We start from the raw sequence: 19,546 nt of genomic DNA on the forward strand, positions 1-19,546 counted from the left end.
ACACAATGACAATTCGAAACGAAAGAGGGCGCCATGCGCAGATTGCTGAGCCTTGTGATTCTGGCGGCCATCCTGTGGTCGGGCTGGTGGTTTATCGGCTCGCGCGGGGTCAAGACCGGGCTGGAGCTGTGGCTGGATGCCCGCCGGGCCGAGGGCTGGGTGGCCGAGGCCAGCGAGATCGCGATGCGCGGCTTTCCCAACCGGTTCGACCTGACGATCGAAAACCCGACGCTGGCCGATCCCGATACCGGCCTGTCATGGCAGGCGCCGTTTTTGCAGGTCTTTGCGCTTAGCTACAAACCGCACCACATGATCGTCACCTGGCCCAACGAACAGCTGCTGACGACGCCGTTTGAAAAGCTGCGCGTGACCAGCGACAAGATGCAGGGCAGCGCGGTGTTCGATCCCGGCCCCGATCTGGCCGCCGACCGGCTGACGGTGATCGCCGATGCGTTCCGCGTTGCCTCAACCCAAGGCTGGTGGGCCGAACTGCCGCAGGCCCGGCTGGCCGCGCTGCGGCACGAGGGGGCGGAAACCACCTATGACGTGGCGCTGGACGCGTCAGAGGCGCGATTGTCGGAAGATATCCGCGCGATTTTCGGCCAGGTGGCCCTGCCCGAGGCGGTCGAGGCGCTGAAATTCGACGCCACGATGACCTTCGACGCGCCTTGGGACCGGTTTGCGGTCGAACGCGCCCGCCCGCAGGTCACATCGCTGGACCTGAAACTGGCCGAGATGAAATGGGGCGGCATTCACCTTCAGGCTGCGGGTCAATTGACCGTCGATGCCGATGGCCTGCCCACGGGCGAAATCGGGGTGCGCGCCACCAACTGGCGCGAGCTGTTGCAGATCGCTGTCGACACCGGCGCCCTGCCCGCCGATCTGGCGCCGACGGTCGAAACCGGGCTGTCGCTGTTGGCGCGCATGTCGGGTAATGCCGATACGATCGACGCGCCGCTGGTCTTCGGCAATGGACGGATGAGCCTGGGCCCGGTGCCCATCGGCCCCGCGCCGGTGCTACGCATTCGCTAGCGGCAGTAGCTGCCCGAACGATACCGCGCCGTGTCGACGTGGAAGTGGTCCTTGTGGAACCGGTCGGAATTCGGCCCCAGCACGGTGCCGAACGGGCCACAGGCCGATTTGTGGATCTGTTTCAGCAGCTTGCCCTTGGCCGGATCGCGCCAGTCGCGCAGCACGTTCAGCGAGGCCCCGTTTTTCAGCCGGATCTCGGAAATATCCACCGCGCGGCCCTTGCCATGTTCCGAGATCTTGGCCCCCGGCTGATTGTTGCGCGTCCGGCAGGCATAGGACGCCACCACGCGCAGCTCCGACACGCCGCCGCCCAACCGGCCCACGACCGGGCGCACACCCTTGTTCAGCCAGCTTTTCAGCGCCTTGGCGGTGGTGCAATCGATGACCGCCGGTTGGTTCAGACGCACGCCGTCGACCTCGTAAAGCTTGACGGGATCGGACAGGCCGCACCCGCGTATCCGCCCCGCGATGGGCGACATGGTTTCGCCGCGCAGGGTGCGGTCGCCACAGACCTTGCCCTTGCTGCTGGTCACAACCGAACGCGGCTGCGTCTGGGTCGCGGCGGCGGTGCTGACCGTGTGCTGATAGCGGCGCTGCGACAGGCCCTTGGGCCGGCGTTTCGGGCGGTAATTTGCGTCATAGTGGACGGGCACCAGGATGATGCGGCCCGTGTTTGCTGCGGCACGCGGCCCCGTTTTGCGGCCGGGCCGGGCCACCGGGCGATGCGTCGCCTGGTAAAAGACCGGCACGCGCAGCGCGCGCGGCTGGACCGTTTGGGCAACCGGGCGGGCGGTCGGGCGCGGCGACCGGTCCGGCGCGTGGCCCCAGGCCGGAAGCGCCAGAGCCAGTGTCAACAGGACCAGAACACGCGCCCGAAAGGTCATGACTTTTTCACTCCGCGACCGAAATTCGGGGCATCGGTGTCCTGCCCCGCCTCGATGATACCGCGTCGGATCGCCCGTGTCCGCGTAAAATAATCGAAAAGCTGATCGCCATCGCCGGTGCGGATCGCCCGTTGCAGCGCGAACAGCTCTTCGGTGAAGCGGCCCAGGATCTCCAGCGTGGCGTCCTTGTTGGTCAGGAACACGTCGCGCCACATGGTGGGATCGCTGGCGGCAATGCGGGTAAAGTCGCGGAACCCGGCGGCGGAATACTTGATCACCTCGCTATCCGTCACCCGGCGCAGATCGTCGGCCACGCCCACCATCGTGTAAGCGATCAGGTGCGGCGTGTGGCTGGTGACGGCCAGGACCAGATCGTGGTGATCGGGGTCCATCTGTTCGGTGTTGGCGCCCAGTGCCTGCCAATAACGGGTCAGGCGGTCGACCTCGGCGGGGTCGCTGCCCTCGGCCGGGACGATCAGGGTCCAGCGGTTGTCGAACAGTTCGGCAAAACCCGATCTGGGGCCGGAATGTTCGGTGCCCGCCAGCGGGTGGGCGGGGATGAAATGCACGCCTTCGGGAATGTGCGGGCCCACGGCGTCGATCACCGCGCGCTTGACCGAGCCCACATCCGTCACCACGGCGCCGGGTTTCAGATGCGGCGCGATCTCGGCGGCGACGGCCCCCATCGCACCCACCGGCACGGCCAGAACGACAAGATCGGCGTCGCGCACAGCCTCGGCCACGGTCTCGACCACCCGGTCGACCAGCCCGATTTCGGCGGCGATCTGGCGTGTTTCCGCGGACCGCGCAGTACCCACGATTTCACCCGCCGCCCCGGCCCGGCGCGTGGCCAGCGCCATCGACCCCGCGATCAGGCCCAGACCGATCAAGGCGATCCGGTTGTAAATCACGCTCATTTGCCCACCTCGCGCCATTGGGTCAGCGCGGCGATCACGCGGCCCGTTCCGTCCTTGTCGCCCACGGTGATCCGCAACCCCTCGGGGAAGCCATAACCCGCAACGCGGCGCACCAGTATCCCGGCGTCCTGTAACGCGGCATCGGCGGCGGCAGCCTCGTCCGCGTCGGCGAACCGCGCCAGCACGAAGTTGCAATCGCTGTCGTCACAAGCGATCCCCAACTGCCGCAACGCCCCGGTCAGGCGGGCGCGCTGTTCGGCGTTCAGATCGGCACAGGTGCGCACCCAATCCTGATCGCGCACGGCGGCTTCGGCCGCGGCCAGCTGCACCACCGACAGGTTGAAGGGCTGGCGGATACGCGTCAGCACGTCGATCATCTCCTGCGGGCCATAACCCCAGCCGATGCGCAACCCGCCAAGGCCATAGATCTTGGAAAAGGTCCGTGTCATCAGCACGTTGGGTCGACTGGCCGCCAGCGCCGCGCCGCCGTCATAACCTTCGGCATATTCGGCATAGGCGGCGTCGATCACTAGGATCACGTCCTGCGGCAGACCGTCGGCCAGGCGCAGCAATTCGGCATCCGAAAGCCGCGTGCCGGTCGGGTTGCCGGGATTGGTCAGCAGCACGATACGCGTCCGGTCAGTCACCGCGCCCAGGATCGCATCGACATCGACGATACGATCCGCCTCGTCCACCGTGACCGGCGTAGCGCCCGCCATGTGGGTCAGGATCGGGTACATCGAAAACCCGTGGCGGGTCATGATGATTCCATCCCCCGGACCGGCGAAGGCCTGGGTCACGAATTGCAGCACCTCGTCCGAGCCGACGCCGCAGATGATCCGCTCGGCCTCCAGCCCGTGCACATCGGCAATCGCCGCGCGCAGCTCGGCATGGTCGGTCGACGGATAGCGGTGGCTGCCCATTGCCGCATCGGCAATCGCCTGGGCGGCCAGCGGCGGCACGCCCAGCGGGTTCTCGTTCGACGACAGTTTCAGAACGTCATGATGCCCCGCGATCTGCGACTTCCCGCCCTGATAGAGCGCGATTTCCATGATGCCGGGCTGCGGTTGGATCGGGGTCATGACATCCTCCTGAATTTCCGGTTCTAGCCCTGGCACGCGCATGGCGCCAGCGCGGTTTCCGCAAGCGCCTCAGGCGCCGTTCTTGGCCGTCTTGCTTCTGGCTGTCAGCCAGTCCATCGCCGCCATCATCAGGCCCGAGGCGACAAACACGATATGGATCGCCACCAGCCAATAAAGCGCATCCTGATCCAGCGGCTTTTCGGTCTTGCCCAGTTCCATGAACTGTTTCAGCAGGTGGATCGTAGAAATCGCGATGATCGAGGCGATGAGCTTCATCTTCAGGCCCGAGAAATCCACCGTCCCCATCCAGCTGGGCCGGTCGCCGCCATCCTCGATATCCAGCTTCGACACGAAATTCTCATAGCCCGAGAACAGCACGATCAGCAGCAGATTGCCCGCCAGCGACAGGTCGATCAGCGTCAGGATGACCAGGATCGCCTTGTCGGCGGTCATCGTCATGACCTGCGGCGCGTAATACATCAGCTCGCGCGCGAAGACGATGGCCAGCATCCCCAGGCTGACCACCAGCCCCAGATACATCGGCGCCATCAGCCAGCGCGAGGCGAAAAGCCCCTGTTCGAACTTGGTTTCCAATCCGGTCTTGCGCGTCATGCCTGTCGTCTCCTGCTCGGTCGTCGGAACCACATAGAAAATCGCGTTGCATCGCGCAATGTGGCAGGTACGCCCGGCGGGCAAGTGTGGCCCAAAAGAAAAACCCGCGGACGGCGCCGCGGGTTTCTGAATTCCATGGTCTGCGAAGATCAGTTCTTCGCGTAGAATTCCACGACGAGGTTCGGTTCCATCATCGCCGGATAGGGCACGTCGGCCAGCGACGGCGTCCGGGTGAAGGTTGCGGACATCTTGGAATGGTCGGCCTCGATGTAATCGGGCACTTCACGCTCGGCCAGTTGCACGGCTTCCAGCAGGACAGCCATCTGCTTCGAACGGTCGCGGACCTCGATCACGTCGCCTTCTTTGACGCGATAGCTGGGGATGTTCACCCGCTGGCCGTTCACCAAGACATGGCCGTGGTTCACGAACTGGCGCGCGGCAAAGATGGTCGCAACGAATTTCGCGCGATAGACGACGGCGTCCAGGCGGCGCTCCAGCAGACCGATGAGGTTTTCACCGGTGTCGCCCTTCACACGCTCTGCCTCGGCATAGATGCGGCGGAACTGCTTCTCGGTCAGGTCGCCATAGTAGCCTTTCAGCTTCTGCTTGGCGCGCAGCTGCAGACCGAAATCCGACAGCTTGCCCTTGCGGCGCTGGCCGTGCTGGCCGGGGCCGTATTCGCGGCGGTTCAGGGGGGATTTCGGACGGCCCCAGATGTTTTCGCCCATCCGGCGGTCGATTTTGTACTTGGCAGACGTGCGTTTGGTCACGGCTGATCTCCTTCGTCTGGTCGACGCCCGTGGGCGCCTGTGAAGGGCGTTGTCCTTTGGCCGAAGCCTGACAGGGATCCCCTTGCGGGGGCCACCAACACCAATGAAAACCCCGGCCACGCGGGCCAGGAATGGCGGGCTTATACACAAGCCCCGCAGGGTGTCAATGCTGCTGGGCGACCTTGTGCTGCAATATCGCCGCCTCGCCCCGGTTCAGCATCCGCCGGGCATAGCCGCCATAGGCATCGGGATCCTGCGCCAGGCTGGGAAAGAAGGCCAGCAGCCGGTCGCGCTGTTCGGCGCTCATCTGATCCAGATCCGCCGCGCCGGGATGGAAGCTTTCGGTTTCCACACCATTGGCCCAGACGATGTGGTGCTGGGCCAGCATCAGATGGATATAGGTCACCTCGTGCAGCCCGTGATCGACGACGATGGACCGGTTGTTCACCAGATCCTCGGCCGCGACCAGGACCTCGGGCGTCTGGAACAGCATCTCGGCCGCGCCGCCCCGGATCAGCACCCGGTGCTGCGGCGACACGATCAGATCCTGTTGCGGGCGTTCGCTGTCCAGCGCGCCCGCGCGAATGCGCACGGGCCGCAGATGCGCCATCGCCCGCAGGCGCGCGCCGCTCATCCGGCGGCGGCCCGTCCACAGGATCGGCTGCGCCCCGGCATCGCGCGTCAGCAGCGCGTCGCCCTCGTGCAGCGTTTCGACCGGGCGGCGGCCTTGTGGCGTGTCGATCAGCGTGCCTTCGGTGAAACAGATCACCCCGCGCGGCATCTCGACCCGGTCGACCTCGGCCCGCGGATCGCCCAACAGGCGCACGACCCACAAATCGCGGCCCTTAGGCGGGACCTCATCCACGAACAGAAGCAGCGGCGCCCGCCCCTGCCCCGCCGGAATCCGAGTGACGGTAAAGCTGCGGATCCCGTCGGTGACGACGAAACCGCGTTCGCCCTGTGGCTCGTCCTGGGGCGCGGGCGTGGCGGTGGCGCAGTCGCGCGGCACCTGTCTCATGATCCGCTGCACCGACCGGGCCGCGCGGCGGCGCAGTTCGCCCGTGCTGCCGCCCGGACCCAGACGCAGGACGCTGTTCGGCCCATCCAACCGCGTCATCTGCCCGAACCAGCGCCATCCCGATCCGACGGTCAGCACCTCGGCCGGGGCGCCTGAAACGCCGTCCGTCTCTGTCTGTGACCAAGGAATGACAAACGTGCCCGCAAAGCTCGCTTCCATGTCCCTCAACCTGCCATTTATCAGTTTTTATTGTTGTTTTCGGTTTAACATAATTTTCGCGACGCGTACCCCTTTCGAGGCAAAGGTTTAAAACTGTTGCATTTTTTCCTGACCTCGAATCAAACCCGATCACGAATTGTGCAGCAGTCCGAAACAATGAACGCAAAAGACGCAGCTTAGTTAATTTTGCACAACCCAGGATTGTGACAGCCGCGCGTTTACCCCTCAATTTCGCCGCAATTTTGACCCAAACCGCGCAAAGAGATTGACTATTGCCCCAATTTCGGCAGATTTCCGCCGTGTCGGTGGTGTTGCCGGCGCGTGTGAAACGCCCAAGTGCCGTATTTCCAGGCAGGGTGTGTGTGTGACGGGAAGGATACGGTAGTGAGTTTCGCGAGGCAATTTCTATGCCTGCGGGCAGTGTATGCCCAACACGACTCTGGCGTGCGGCCAGGGCGTCCTGCATTTGATCTTGCTGCAAGCCGATACCTGAACCCTCACGTTTGTTACGGACTGAGTTCACTGGTGGGTGAGGAAGGGATCAAATGACCTACTATTCCAAAAATTACTATGGCGGCTCGTATGGCGGCTGCAACTGGCAGCAGAAATACGAATGGTCGGCCTTTACCGAAGCGGATCTGCTGAAGGATGGCGACGGCAATCTGGGCTGCGGCGACAGCTTCACGATGCCCGCGGGCGCCACGGTGTGCATGTCGACCTATGACGACGACAGCAAGCTTTCGGGCGACGAATATTGCAACGAGAACGCCACCGACCACAGCGGCCAGCAGGCCTATGTCGATGGCGCCAAGGTCGGCAGCCAGATGTATGCCGAAAGCTATCACGTGCTGAAAGGCTCGGACGGCAAGACCTATTACCTGATCGAGATCGAAGTCGAAGGCCACGACGCCCCGGGCGCTGGCGACGACTATTTCACCTTCTACGGCGCGGTCCCGCCCGAAGGGGTCGAACTGAGCGTTGTGCAGACCTGCAACGTGAGCGGCTGCTGGGTCGATTTCCGCTGCCTGGGTGCCGGTGAATGCGCCCCCGAGAACGAACCGCCGACCTTCACCAACATCCCCGCCGACGGCATCCTGTGCGTCGACGAGAACACCACATTCGTCATCGACCTGAACGCCGAAGATCCCGACGGCGACAGCCTGACCTATGAGATCGTGGGCGGCGCCGACGCGGGCAGCTTCGAGATCGACCCCACCACCGGCGAGCTGACCTTCAAGGGCGCACCGGATTACGAAACCCCCGGCTCGGCCGATGGCGACAACGCCTATGACGTGACCGTCAAGGTCAGCGACGGCAAGGGCGGCGAGGAAATCAAGGCGCTGAAGGTCAATGTCTGCGACGTGGACGAGGGCGGCACCGGCGGCGAATGCATCGTCATCGAAGCCGAAGACATGCAGCTGTGCGGCTATACCGTTCAGAACAACCCCGACGCCTCGGGCGGCCAGCTGGTCAAGGGCCAGATCGGCTGCTGGGCATCGGCCACCACCACGTTCGAAGGCACCGGCGGCGAATATGACCTGAAACTGTCCGTACTGGACGAAAACGACGGTCAGGGCTGGATCTATATTTACGTCAACGGTCAGCCGGTCGCCGGCCCGGTCCGGCTGGATCTGGACAATGGCGGCGACGGCGGTTCGCCCGCGACCTTCCGCGAGATCGTGGTCGAGGATCTGCAGCTGAATGCCGGTGACGTGATCACCATCTATGGCAAGGGCGAATGCGGTGAATTCGCGCGCCTGGACAAGATCGAGCTGTGCAAGGATGGCGACCCGATGACCGGCGCGATCGGCGACACGGTCTGGTTCGACGCCGACAAGGACGGCATCCAGGACGCGGACGAGGCCGGCGTGGCGGGCATCACCGTCAACCTGAAAGACGCCGACGGCAACGTGATCGCCACCACCGAAACCGACGCCAACGGCAATTACCTGTTCGAAAACCTGGCCGCTGGCGATTATTCGGTCGCGGTCGTTCCGGCGGGTGGGCTGGTCTTTACCACCCAGGACGCGGGCGATGATGCCGCGGATTCCGATGTGGACGCGACCACCGGCATGACCGGCACCATCACGCTGGCCGAAGGCGAAACCAACCTGACCGTCGATGCGGGCCTGATCGATCCCGGCACCGCGTCGCTGGCAGGCCGCTATTTCTGCGACGAGAACGACAACGATGTCGATGACAACGAGCCCGGCATCGCCAATGCGCGCGTGGTCCTGACCACCGCCAGCGGCGTGTTCGTCGCCGAAACCTTCACTGATGCGGATGGCAACTATATCTTCACCGGGCTGGATGCGGGCGACTACAAGGTCACGTTCGACGAAAGCGCGGCGGGCGGCAAAGTCTTCATCGCGCAGGATGTCGGCAGCGACGATACCGTGGACAGCGATGTCGATCCCGAAACCGGCATGACCGGCACGATCACGCTGGCCATTGGCGATGCGGTGACGGATGTGGACGCGGGTGTCGAAACGCCCAACACCGATCCCGACGCGCAGGACGACGCAGGCCATATCTGCGCCAATGAAGAGCTGGTGATCGACGTTCTGGCCAATGACAGCGACGCCGATGGCGATACGCTGACCGTGACCGCGGTCAACGGCATCGCAATCGCCGATGGCGAAACCATCGACATCGACGGCGTGTTCGTCACCCTGTCGGGCGGCGCGCTGAGCTTCGATGCCGAAGACGCGCTGGTCGGTCTGAACCTGGGCGAAGAGCAGACGATCACCTACAGCTATACCGTCGAGGACGGCAATGGCGGCAGCGACGTGGCCGATATCGCCGCGACCTTCTGCGGCACCGCCGAGACGGTGGACGAGATCTGCGCTTCGCTGCCCACCATGATCGACTATCAGATCGTGACCGGCATTCCCGATGTGTCCGATCCGTCGACCTGGACCGATATCGCCTATGATATCCAGTTCTCGGGCTCGGGCGATGCGCGTCTGGACGGTCTGGTGTTCACCGAAACCTATTGCATCAGCCAGATCGAACCGGTCGAAGCGGGTGCGGATTTCGGCACGGCGGCGGTTCTGACCGGCAACCTTTACTGCGCCGATGCAGACACGCTGCCCGAAGGCATCTTCAACGCCGATCAGATCGGCGCGAACGGCCTGGCCGCGATCGAGAACCTGGACCTGATCAACTACATCCTGAACCAGGACTATACCGAAAACGGCTATACCGGGTTCGAGGTGCAGTCCGCGATCTGGGCCCTGACCGATGATTTCGAGTTCGAGCCCTTCCTGGACTATTACGATCAGTTCGGCGACGCCGCGGATGTCGAAGCGATCCTGGCAGATGCCTATGCCAATGGCGAGGGTTTCGAGGCCGGCGCCGGCGACGTCATCGGCCTGATCGTGGATCCCAACCCGGCGACCGACGACAACTCGCAGCCGTTCATCGTGGGCGTCGAGTTCGACAGCCTGGATTGCCTGTGCTGACGGCACGGGTCGGTTAACACGGCGAAAGCCCCCAACGGGGCTTTCCCCCGGGGCCACGCCCCACCCCCTTTGTGGGCAAGACAGGGTCCGCGCCGCCCTTCACAATATGTCGCTTCGGTTGGCGGGGAATCGAAGCGTTGTTGGAGAGATTGAGATGAAAGCCAAGATTGCATTTCTTGCATCGACCTTGACCATCGCCGCCGGTTCGGCCATGGCCGGTGGCCCGCTGCCGCAGGTTCCGACCCGCGTGCCGGAAATCAGTGCCCTGGAAGGCACCGCAGCCATCGCCGCCCTGGCCGCGATCGTCGCGCTGGTGTGGGAACGCCGCCGCCGCTCGGCCTGATGGTCGCGCCGCGTTGAACAGATGACGGCCCCGCCCCGCAAAGGCGGGGCCGTTCAACCTTTGGTCCGGGTAATGTCATGAGTGATGTGCAGCTTTCCACCGACACCGCCACGCGCCCTTCGGGGCGGATGCTCTGGGCGCTGGTCGCCCTGGGTCTTGTGCTGGCCGAGCTGCTGATCCTCAGCCTGACCTATCAACAGAATTTCGTCTTTTCCTGCAAGCACGCCGCGCCCGAGCTGTTCTGCCGCTTTGCCGGGCGGATCGTGCCGCGCACCCTGGCGGTGCTGGCGGGGCTGGTGCTGTTCGCGCTGGCACGCCCGCATGTGATCCGGTCGCTGTTTCACACCGGACAGATCCGCGCGCTGACGGCCATCGCGATGAACCTGGTGGGGTTTGCGCTGATCATGCTGCCCTGGCCGGTGATTTCGGATGCCAGCACGCCGCAGATGGTCGCGCTGGCGATCCTGTGCTGGATCGGCGGCGGCATCCTGTGTGCGATGGGCACGCTTCAGCTTCTGTCGCCGACGCAGGGCTGGCTGATGCTGATCCGGGGGCATTGGAAAACCCTGGGCGCGCTGGTCGTCTTTGCGCTGGCCCTGCCCGAGCTGACGGACGCGATCCAGCCGATGTGGCGGTTCGATATCGTGGCAGACATCACCTTTGACGCGGTGGCGCGGATCCTGGAACTGCTGGGCTATGACCTTTATGCCAATGGCGCCGAAAAGGTGATCGGCGCGGGCGATTTCCTGGTGATGGTGGGGCCGAAATGTTCCGGGGTCGAGGGCTTCGCGCTGATCTCGGCCTTTGTGACGATCTATCTGGTGCTGTTCCGCGACGACCTGCGCTTTCCGCGCGCGCTGCTGCTGTTTCCCATCGCAATCCTGACCAGCTGGCTGTTCAACATCCTGCGGATTGCCGCGCTGCTGATGATCGGGTTCGAGATCTCGCCCGAGCTGGCCATCGGCGCCTTTCATTCCCATGCGGGCTGGCTCAGCTTCACCGCACTGTCGGTGGGCCTGATCCTGGTGTCGCGCACCGTGCCGTTCTTCACCAACCAGGCCGCGCTGGCCAAGGTGCCCGGCATGCAGCTGCCGCCGTTCTTTCAGGACCGGTCGGTGGCCGAGCTGCTGCCCTTTGCCGTGTTCATGCTGACCGCGCTGCTGGCGTCGACCTTCAGCGAAACGCCGGGGCTGATCTATCCGATGCGGGCCCTGATCATGGCCGGGGTGATCGCGCTGTTCTGGCGTGTCTATCGCGCGCTGCCCTGGCGGCTGGACCCGCTGGCGCTTGGCACCGGCGTGGCGATTGCCGCGCTGTGGATCGTGACCGCCCCCGCCGCGACCGGCACACCGGCCTTTGGCGCGCTGACCGGGCTGGCCTTTGCGGGCTGGGTCGTGGCGCGCATCGTCGGCACCAGCCTGTTCGTTCCCCTGATCGAAGAGATGATGTTCCGCGGCTATATGTTCAAACGCATCGCGCCGTCGGGCACCGGCTGGCGCATGGCGCTGGCGGTGGCGATCAGCGCGGGCCTGTTTGCCCTGCTGCACGACCGCTGGGTCGAGGCCGCGATTGCCGGCGTCATCTTCGGCCTGCTGGTCTGGCGGTCGCGCAACATCACCGATGCGATCGTGTCCCATGCCAGCGCGAATTTCCTGATCGCGGTCTATGCGCTGCTGACCGGCGCGTGGCACATCATCTGACGCTCAGCTGCGGGTCGTGAACGGATCGACCGGCGTGTGCAGCCGCACATGCCGGATGAACGCCCGCCCGATGCGCGGCAGCGGCCGCTGATCCGACACCGCGAAATAGGTGCGGTACTCCAGCGGCGACACGAAAGGCCGAAAGACCAGTTCCTGCGCGCGGTAATGCACCACGGGAAACGGGTTGATCACCGCCAGGCCCAGCCCCTCTTTCGCCATGTCGATTGCCGCGAACGAGGTCGAGACCTCGGCCACGATGCGCGGATGGGCACCCGCCGCATGCAGCACCTTGTCCAGCTGCCCGCGCCGCGCGTGGCGGTGGGTCAGGGCGATCATCGGCTCGCCATCCAGATCGCGGGGGTGGATCACATCCATCTGCGACAGCCGGTGCCCCACCGGCATCGCACAGACCGCACTGGACGCGCGATAGGGCATCAGCCGCACGCCCGAACGCGACAGCTCCACCCCCATCACGCCCAGATCGAAGCGATCCTCCAGCAAGCCGCGCACCACTTCGTCCGATGTGTTGACCTCGAGGCTGACAAAGAAATTCGGGTTCGCCTGCAGAAAGCTGGACACCATCGACACCAGAAACCGGTGCGCATAGGTGGGCGGCGTGATGACGCGCAGGCTTTCCTGCACCGGCTCGGCGGGGCCGTCGATCCGGTCCAACGCCTCGAACAGCGGGTCCAGGCGGCGGTTCAGGCGCACGGCTTCCTCGGTCGGGCGCAGGCGCCCGGCCTCGCGTTCGAACAGCGTCCGGTCGGTGCGTGATTCCAGGCTGGCGACCGCCCGGCTGATCGCCGATTGCGACAGGCCCAGCCGCCGTGCCGCGGCCATGGTCGTGCCGCTTTCCATCATCGCGCGGAAGGCCTGATACTCCGATAGGCTGTGTGACTGTTTCTGCGCCATCTTTGAAAGGGTATTCAATTTTTGATCATATGGTTATGAGTATTACTCATCACATTCACCCTCGTCCATGACAGTTTTTTGCATAACATGCCCCGGACCGGTGCAGTTCGGTTTCAGACTGGGTTGGGGACTCTGTGACAAAGCAACAAGAACCGGCCGTGTTCGACGGCCATAACGACGTCCTGTTGAGGCTTTATGGCGCGGGCGGACAAAGCGCCGTAGACAGTTTCGCGTCGGGGCGTGACGGGCATATCGACCTGAACCGCGCGCAGGCGGGCGGTTTCGGCGGCGGGTTCTTCGCGGTCTTTGTCCCCTCGCCCAGCGATCTGGACCTGAAATTCGACCAGATGACGCGCGACAGCTATGACCTGCCGCTGCCCGAACCGGTGGAATGGGAAGACGCGTTGCCCGTCGCGCTGGCCCAGGCGGCGATCCTGTTCCGCCTGGAAGAGATCGGCGCGCTCAAGGTCTGTCGCACGGCCGCCGATATCCGCGATTGCCTGGCCACCGGCAAGATGGCCGCGATCCTGCATATCGAAGGGGCCGAGGCGATCGACCCCGACCTGCACACGCTGGATGTCCTGTACCAGGCCGGGCTGCGGTCCCTTGGCCCGGTCTGGAGCCGCCCGACGATCTTTGGCGAGGGCGTGCCGTTTCGCTATCCCAGCACCGGCGATATCGGCGGCGGGCTGACCGATCACGGGCTGCGGCTGATCCAGCGCTGCAACCGGCTGGGCATCATGATCGACCTGTCGCATCTGAACGCCGCCGGATTCTGGGACGTGGCCCGCCATTCGGACGCGCCGCTGGTCGCCACCCATTCCAACGCCCACGCCATCTGCCCGCATGCCCGCAACCTGACCGACGATCAGTTGGCGGCCATCCGCGAAAGCGATGGTATGGTGGGGCTGAACTTTGCTGTCGCGTTCCTGCGCGAGGATGGCAAAATGCTGGATAACGTGCCGCTGGAACAGATGCTGCGGCATATCGATCATTTGATGAACCACCTGGGCGAGGACCGGGTGGGTCTGGGTTCCGATTTCGACGGGGCGGTCGTTCCCGCAGAAATCGGCTCGGCCGCGGGGCTGCCCGCCCTGCGGCAGGCCATGGCACGGCACGGATACGATCAGGAACTGATGACCAAGCTGTGCCACGGCAACTGGCTGCGCGTTCTGGAAAAAACCTGGGGGCAATAGCCCGCCACGCGCTGCCATAATCACAACAGGAGAGGATCTATGTCTGTATTTTCCAAACTATTGACCGGCGCGGCGCTGAGCCTGGCCGTGGCGGTGACAAGCGCCCCGGCCACGCTGGCCGAAACGCCCGCCAACATGCTGGTGATCGCCCACCGGATCGACGACATCACCACGCTGGACCCGGCCGAAAGCTTCGAATTCGCGGGCGCGGATGTCAGCCGCAACGTCTATATGAAGCTGGTGAATTTCGACCCGGCCGACCTGGCCGGCGGCTATCAGCCCGAGGTCGCGGAAAGCTGGACCGTCAGCGAGGATGGCACCCAGATCACCTTTGTCATCCGTGACGGGCTGACCTTTCATTCCGGCAACCCGGTCACGGCCGAGGATGTCGTGTTCTCGTTGCAGCGCGCGGTCATCCTGAACAAGACCCCGGCCTTCATCCTGACCCAGTTCGGCTTCACGCCTGAAAACGTGGCCGAGACGATCAAGGCCGACGGCAACACGGTGACCATCACCACCGACCAGCCTTATGCCACCAGCTTCGTGCTGAACTGTCTGACCGCCACCATCGGCGGCATCGTCGACAAGGCCACCGTCATGGCCAATGAGGTCGACGGCGACATGGGCAACACCTGGCTCAAGACCAACACCGCCGGTTCGGGCGCCTATAGCCTGGTCAGCTGGAAGCCGAATGAAAGCGTCACCATGCAGTCGAACCCCGATTACTATCGCGGGGCCCCGGCCATGGAGCGCGTGATCGTGCGCCACGTGCAGGAAAGCGCCAGCCAGCGTCTGCTGCTGGAACGCGGCGATATCGACATCGCCCGCAACCTGAACCCCGAAGACATCGCCGGTGTGACGGACGCGGACGGCATCAAGATCGAGGACGAGCTGAAGGGCCGTCTGATGTATGTCTCGCTGAACCAGAACCACCCCGAGCTGTCGAAGCCGCAGGTGAAAGAGGCGTTCAAATATCTGGTCGATTACGAGGGGATGCGCGACAGCTTCCTGAAGGGTCAGTACACGATCCATCAGAACTTCCTGCCCCAGACCTATCTGGGGGCGTCCAGCGACGCGCCCTTCACCTATGACATCGAAAAGGCCAAGGCCCTGCTGGCCGAGGCCGGCATCCCCGAAGGGCTGGAGATCGAGGTCGGCGTGCGCGAGGCGCAGGAGCGGATCGAGATCGCACAATCGCTGCAGAACGCGCTGGCACAGGTCGGTATCAAGATGAACATCACCCTTGGCACCGCCAAGCAGATCCTGGGCCGTTACCGCGCGCGGGAACTGGATGTCTATCTGGGCGCCTGGGGTCCGGACTATCCCGATCCGCAGACCAATGCCGGCACCTTTGCCTATAACCCCGACAACTCGGTCGAGGCACAGGCAACCGGCCTTCTGGCCTGGCGGAACGCCTGGGACACCGGCGGGCTGACCGAAAAGACCGCCGCCGCCGTGACCGAGAATGACCGCGACACCCGCGCCCAGATGTACATGGACATCCAGGCCGAGTTCCGCGAGATCTCGCCCTTCGTGATCATGTTCCAGCAGATCGAGCAATCGGCCCAGCGGGACAATGTCACGAACTTCTCGACCGGGCAGGCGATCACCGCGGCCTCTTACTGGCAAGTCACCAAGTAAATGGCGCTTGCGGAAAACACCGGCAAAGGGCGCCGCACCGCGCCCCTTGCCCCCTGGATCCGGGGCACTGCCAAGACCATCGGCTCCATCGCGGTCACCATGCTGGGGCTGTTGTTCGTCACCTTCGTCATCGGCCGCGTGATGCCGATCGACCCGGTGCTGGCCATCGTCGGCGAACGCGCCTCGCAATCGACCTATCAGCAGGTTTACGAACAGCTTGGGCTGGACAAGCCGCTGATCTTTCAATTCGGCTATTACCTGTGGGACGTGCTGCATGGCGATTTCGGCATGTCGTTGCTGAATGCACGGCCCGTATCCGAAGACATCGCGCGCGTCTTCCCCGCCACGCTGGAACTGGCGACGCTGGGCACGATCATGGGTGTGGCCCTGGGCGTGCCGCTGGGTGTCGTGGCCGCCGTGCGCCGGGGCAGCTGGATCGACCAGCTTGCCCGCGTCGTGGCGCTGGTGGGCTATTCGATGCCGATCTTCTGGCTGGGCCTGATGGGCCTGCTGGTGTTCTATGGCGTGCTGGGTTGGGTCGGCGGGCCGGGCCGGCTGGACATCTTTTACCAGGATATCGTGCCCACCCGCACCGGCATGATCCTGATCGACAGCGCCATCGCCGGTGACTGGTCGGTCTTCAAGAACGCCTTCAGCCACCTGATCCTGCCCGCGTCGATCCTGGGCTATTACAGCCTGGCCTATATCAGCCGGATGACGCGGTCCTTCATGCTGGAACAGCTCAGCGCGGAATACATCACCACCGCGCGGGTCAAGGGCATGTCGGAATGGCTGGTGATCTGGCGCCACGCGTTCCGCAACATCCGCGTTCAGCTGATCACCGTCATCGCGCTCAGCTATGCCAACCTGCTCGAAGGGTCGGTCCTGACCGAGATCATCTTCAGCTGGCCCGGCATCGGCAGCTATATCACCACCGCGCTCTTGTCGGCCGACATGAACGCCGTTCTGGGCGGCACCGTCACCGTCGGGCTGATCTTCGTTCTGCTGAACGTCTTTTCCGATCTTCTCTATCGCGTCTTCGACCCGAGGGCCAAATGACCACAGAAACTTCCGAAGGGCTGCGCGCCTGGCTGTTGACCGAAACCCCGCATTCCCGCTGGCAGGCGCGGATGGGGTCGTTCTATCAGGGCTGGCTGACATTGCGCGGCAACCCGATGGCGATGTTCGGCATCGCGATCCTGGTGCTGCTTTTGCTGCTGGCGGCCTTTGCGCCGCTGATCGCCCCGCATGACCCGTTCGCACAGGACCTGAGCAACCGGCTGAAACCGCTGGGGACCGCGGGCCATATGCTGGGCACCGACAGCCTGGGCCGCGATATCCTGAGCCGCCTGATCCATGGCAGCCGCATCACGCTTTATATCGTGGCGCTGGTGGCGCTGATCGCGCCCATCGCCGGGCTGCTGGTGGGCACCGTGTCGGGATACCTGGGCGGCTGGGTCGATCTGGTGCTGATGCGCGTGACCGATATCTTCCTGGCCTTTCCACGTCTGGTTCTTGCGCTGGCCTTTGTGGCCGCGCTTGGCGCGGGGATCGAGAACGCGGTTCTGGCGATTTCGCTGACCGCATGGCCGCCCTATGCGCGGATCGCGCGGGCCGAGACGCTGACCATCCGCAACTCGGACTATATCAGCGCTGTGCGGTTGCAGGGCGCGGGCCCCTTGCGGATCATCACCAAGCACATCTGGCCGCTTTGTATCTCATCCCTGATCGTGCGGGTGACGCTGGATATGGCAGGCATCATCCTGGCCGCTGCTGGCCTTGGCTTCCTGGGCCTTGGCGCGCAACCGCCCAGCCCGGAATGGGGCGCTATGATTTCCGAAGGGCGCCGGTTCATTCTGGACCATTGGTGGGTCGCCACCATGCCCGGCCTGGCCATTTTCACCGTCAGCCTGGCCTTCAACCTGCTGGGCGATGGCCTGCGCGATGTTCTGGACCCCAAGGATGGCAGCCAATGAGTGACCTTCTGAACGTCGAAAACCTGTGGGTCAAATTCCCCACCCGCACGGGCGTCTTCGATGCGGTGCGCGGGGTATCGTTCCGGCTGGGCCGTGAACGGCTGGGCATCGTCGGCGAAAGCGGCTCGGGCAAATCCATGACCGGCCGCGCGATCCTGCGGCTGATCCGCAAACCCGGGATGGTCGAGGCCGACCGGATCGAACTGGATGGCGAGGATCTGCTGGGCAAATCCGAAAAGGACATGCGCGCCGTGCGCGGCCAGCGGATTTCGATGGTGATGCAAGACCCGAAATTCTCGCTCAACCCCGTCATGACCGTGGGCGACCAGATGATCGAGGCCTATCGCCTGCACGCCCGCGCCAGCAAGGCCGAGGCCCGGCAAAAGGCGCTGGAGATGCTGGAGGCCGTCCTGATCCGCGACCCCGAACGGGTGATGCGCGCCTATCCGCACGAGGTTTCGGGCGGCATGGGCCAGCGGATCATGATCGCCATGATGCTGATCCCCGACCCCGAGCTGCTGATCGCGGATGAACCGACATCCGCGCTGGATGTGTCCGTGCAGGGGCAGGTGCTGTCGATCATGGACAAGCTGGTGCAGGATCGCGGCATGGGGCTGATTTTCATCAGCCACGACCTGAACCTGGTGGCGCAGTTCTGCGACCGGGTGCTGATCATGTATGCCGGCCGCGTGGTCGAAACCTGCGCCGCGGACAAGCTGCACGAGGCCACCCACCCCTATACCCGCGGGCTGCTGAATTCGCTGCCCCGCATCGACGCGCCGCGTGACCGGCTGGATGTGCTGCAACGCGATCCGGCCTGGGCCGCGGCCCCCAGCATTGGACCCGACGCATGACCCCGGCCCTGTCTTTTGAAAACCTGAATGTCTGGTTCGGCGACGGCCGCGACCGGGTCGATGCGGTCAAGGGCGCCACATTCGATGTGGCCCCTGGCGACAGTTTCGGGCTGGTGGGCGAAAGCGGCTCGGGCAAGTCCACCATCATGCGCGCGCTGACCGGGCTTGCGCCCCACTGGTCGGGCCGGATGGCGGTGAACGGCCAGCCGCTGGGTCCCAAACGCGACCGGGAATTCTTCAAGACCGTTCAGATGGTGTTCCAGGATCCCTATGCCTCGCTGCATCCGCGTCATTCGGTCGATCAGGTGCTGTCGGAAACGCTGTACCTGCACGGGATGAAGGATATCGATGCGCGGATCGTACGGCTGCTGGACGACGTGGGGCTTGGGTCGCGGTTCCGCTTCCGCTATCCGCACCAGCTTTCGGGCGGGCAACGTCAGCGTGTGGCGATTGCCCGCGCGCTGGCCTCGGACCCCGCGATCCTGTTGCTGGACGAACCGACCTCGGCCTTGGATGTATCGGTGCAGGCGGAAATCCTGAACCTGCTGACCGACCTGCGCGCCGAACACAACCTGACCTTCCTGATGGTCAGCCACGATCTGGCGGTCGTGTCGCATATGTGCAGCCAGCTGGCGGTCATGCAAAACGGCGAGATTGTCGAGGTGATGACGGTCGACGCGATGCGCCGGATGACCTCGGACCACCCCTATACCCGCGCACTGCTCGAGGCGTCGCTGGGCTATCGGCGGGCGGCGGAATAGTTCGGGCGGATTTCGGGAAATTCCCGCTTGACGCATCATCGGCTGTGGCTTACCTACGCCACACTTTGGCGGAGTAGCTCAGTTGGTTAGAGCAGCGGAATCATAATCCGCGTGTCGGGGGTTCAAGTCCCTCCTCCGCTACCATCCCCCTCATCGTTGACCGCA

The 19,546-nt window shown here is 64.3% G+C and carries 17 protein-coding genes and 1 tRNA gene; 11 read left to right on the plus strand and 7 right to left on the minus strand.

Annotation, left to right across the window (positions count from 1 at the left end):
• Nucleotides 1-33 precede the first annotated feature (33 nt).
• Entirely contained in the window at nucleotides 34-1,032 is a 999-nt protein-coding gene (locus tag CLM60_RS07750; protein ID WP_095588585.1) for a DUF2125 domain-containing protein, read from the plus strand.
• Here the strand turns inward: CLM60_RS07750 and CLM60_RS07755 are convergent.
• The 6 genes from CLM60_RS07755 to CLM60_RS07780 form a co-directional block, all read right to left on the minus strand.
• A complete protein-coding gene (locus tag CLM60_RS07755) occupies nucleotides 1,029-1,916 on the minus strand; it encodes an extensin-like domain-containing protein (RefSeq protein WP_095588586.1) in 888 nt (295 codons plus the stop codon). The two genes, CLM60_RS07750 and CLM60_RS07755, sit on opposite strands and share 4 nt — an antisense overlap.
• Complete coding sequence (locus CLM60_RS07760) at nucleotides 1,913-2,833, minus strand: prephenate/arogenate dehydrogenase family protein (RefSeq protein ID WP_095588587.1); 921 nt, start codon at nucleotides 2,831-2,833, stop codon at nucleotides 1,913-1,915. Before CLM60_RS07760 ends, CLM60_RS07755 begins: the two co-directional genes overlap by 4 nt.
• On the minus strand, nucleotides 2,830-3,915 hold the full coding sequence (gene hisC / locus CLM60_RS07765) for a histidinol-phosphate transaminase (protein ID WP_095588588.1): 1,086 nt from the start codon (nucleotides 3,913-3,915) through the stop codon (nucleotides 2,830-2,832). Before hisC ends, CLM60_RS07760 begins: the two co-directional genes overlap by 4 nt.
• A gap of 69 nt (nucleotides 3,916-3,984) precedes the next feature.
• Nucleotides 3,985-4,527, minus strand: coding sequence for a TIGR00645 family protein (locus CLM60_RS07770; RefSeq protein ID WP_095588589.1), 543 nt, complete (start codon nucleotides 4,525-4,527; stop codon nucleotides 3,985-3,987).
• A 149-nt stretch (nucleotides 4,528-4,676) separates the two neighbouring features.
• Entirely contained in the window at nucleotides 4,677-5,297 is a 621-nt protein-coding gene (rpsD, locus tag CLM60_RS07775) for a 30S ribosomal protein S4 (RefSeq protein WP_095588590.1), read from the minus strand.
• 163 nt (nucleotides 5,298-5,460) lie between these two features.
• Entirely contained in the window at nucleotides 5,461-6,534 is a 1,074-nt protein-coding gene (locus CLM60_RS07780; RefSeq protein WP_095588591.1) for a Hint domain-containing protein, read from the minus strand.
• 545 nt (nucleotides 6,535-7,079) lie between these two features.
• Between CLM60_RS07780 and CLM60_RS07785 the strand changes: the two genes are divergently transcribed.
• From CLM60_RS07785 to xrtE, 3 genes are all read left to right on the plus strand, one after another.
• Nucleotides 7,080-9,998, plus strand: a complete 2,919-nt coding sequence (locus tag CLM60_RS07785; protein WP_095588592.1) for an SdrD B-like domain-containing protein — start codon at nucleotides 7,080-7,082, stop codon at nucleotides 9,996-9,998.
• Between the two features lie 154 nt (nucleotides 9,999-10,152).
• A complete protein-coding gene (locus CLM60_RS07790; protein ID WP_095588593.1) occupies nucleotides 10,153-10,341 on the plus strand; it encodes a hypothetical protein in 189 nt (62 codons plus the stop codon).
• Between the two features lie 77 nt (nucleotides 10,342-10,418).
• Nucleotides 10,419-12,041, plus strand: coding sequence for an exosortase E/protease, VPEID-CTERM system (gene xrtE / locus CLM60_RS07795; protein WP_095588594.1), 1,623 nt, complete (start codon nucleotides 10,419-10,421; stop codon nucleotides 12,039-12,041).
• 3 nt (nucleotides 12,042-12,044) lie between these two features.
• On the opposite strand, the gene CLM60_RS07800 is transcribed toward xrtE, so the two are convergent.
• Nucleotides 12,045-12,971, minus strand: coding sequence for a LysR family transcriptional regulator (locus tag CLM60_RS07800; protein ID WP_245848287.1), 927 nt, complete (start codon nucleotides 12,969-12,971; stop codon nucleotides 12,045-12,047).
• Nucleotides 12,972-13,087: 116 nt separating this feature from the next.
• Between CLM60_RS07800 and CLM60_RS07805 the strand changes: the two genes are divergently transcribed.
• The 7 genes from CLM60_RS07805 (at nucleotide 13,088) to CLM60_RS07835 (ending at nucleotide 19,525) form a co-directional block, all read left to right on the plus strand.
• Nucleotides 13,088-14,149, plus strand: coding sequence for a dipeptidase (locus CLM60_RS07805; RefSeq protein ID WP_095588596.1), 1,062 nt, complete (start codon nucleotides 13,088-13,090; stop codon nucleotides 14,147-14,149).
• Between the two features lie 39 nt (nucleotides 14,150-14,188).
• Nucleotides 14,189-15,790 (plus strand): ABC transporter substrate-binding protein, encoded by a 1,602-nt coding sequence (locus tag CLM60_RS07810; protein ID WP_095588597.1) that lies wholly within the window; start codon nucleotides 14,189-14,191, stop codon nucleotides 15,788-15,790.
• Nucleotides 15,791-16,849 carry an ABC transporter permease gene (locus CLM60_RS07815; RefSeq protein ID WP_095588598.1) on the plus strand — a complete coding sequence of 353 codons (1,059 nt, stop codon included), beginning with the start codon at nucleotides 15,791-15,793 and terminating at the stop codon, nucleotides 16,847-16,849.
• Complete coding sequence (gene nikC, locus CLM60_RS07820; protein WP_095588599.1) at nucleotides 16,846-17,766, plus strand: nickel transporter permease; 921 nt, start codon at nucleotides 16,846-16,848, stop codon at nucleotides 17,764-17,766. The genes CLM60_RS07815 and nikC overlap by 4 nt, the downstream gene beginning before the upstream one ends.
• The gene (locus CLM60_RS07825; protein WP_095588600.1) at nucleotides 17,763-18,620 is read left to right on the plus strand and encodes an ABC transporter ATP-binding protein; all 858 of its coding nucleotides are present in this window, start codon (nucleotides 17,763-17,765) and stop codon (nucleotides 18,618-18,620) included. Before nikC ends, CLM60_RS07825 begins: the two co-directional genes overlap by 4 nt.
• Nucleotides 18,617-19,381, plus strand: a complete 765-nt coding sequence (locus CLM60_RS07830; protein WP_095588601.1) for an ABC transporter ATP-binding protein — start codon at nucleotides 18,617-18,619, stop codon at nucleotides 19,379-19,381. Before CLM60_RS07825 ends, CLM60_RS07830 begins: the two co-directional genes overlap by 4 nt.
• A gap of 67 nt (nucleotides 19,382-19,448) precedes the next feature.
• Nucleotides 19,449-19,525 (plus strand) — tRNA-Met (locus CLM60_RS07835).
• Nucleotides 19,526-19,546 lie beyond the last annotated feature (21 nt).

Origin of the sequence: Actibacterium ureilyticum, assembly GCF_002285435.1 — a bacterium.
GTDB classification, from domain to species: domain Bacteria; phylum Pseudomonadota; class Alphaproteobacteria; order Rhodobacterales; family Rhodobacteraceae; genus Actibacterium_C; species Actibacterium_C ureilyticum.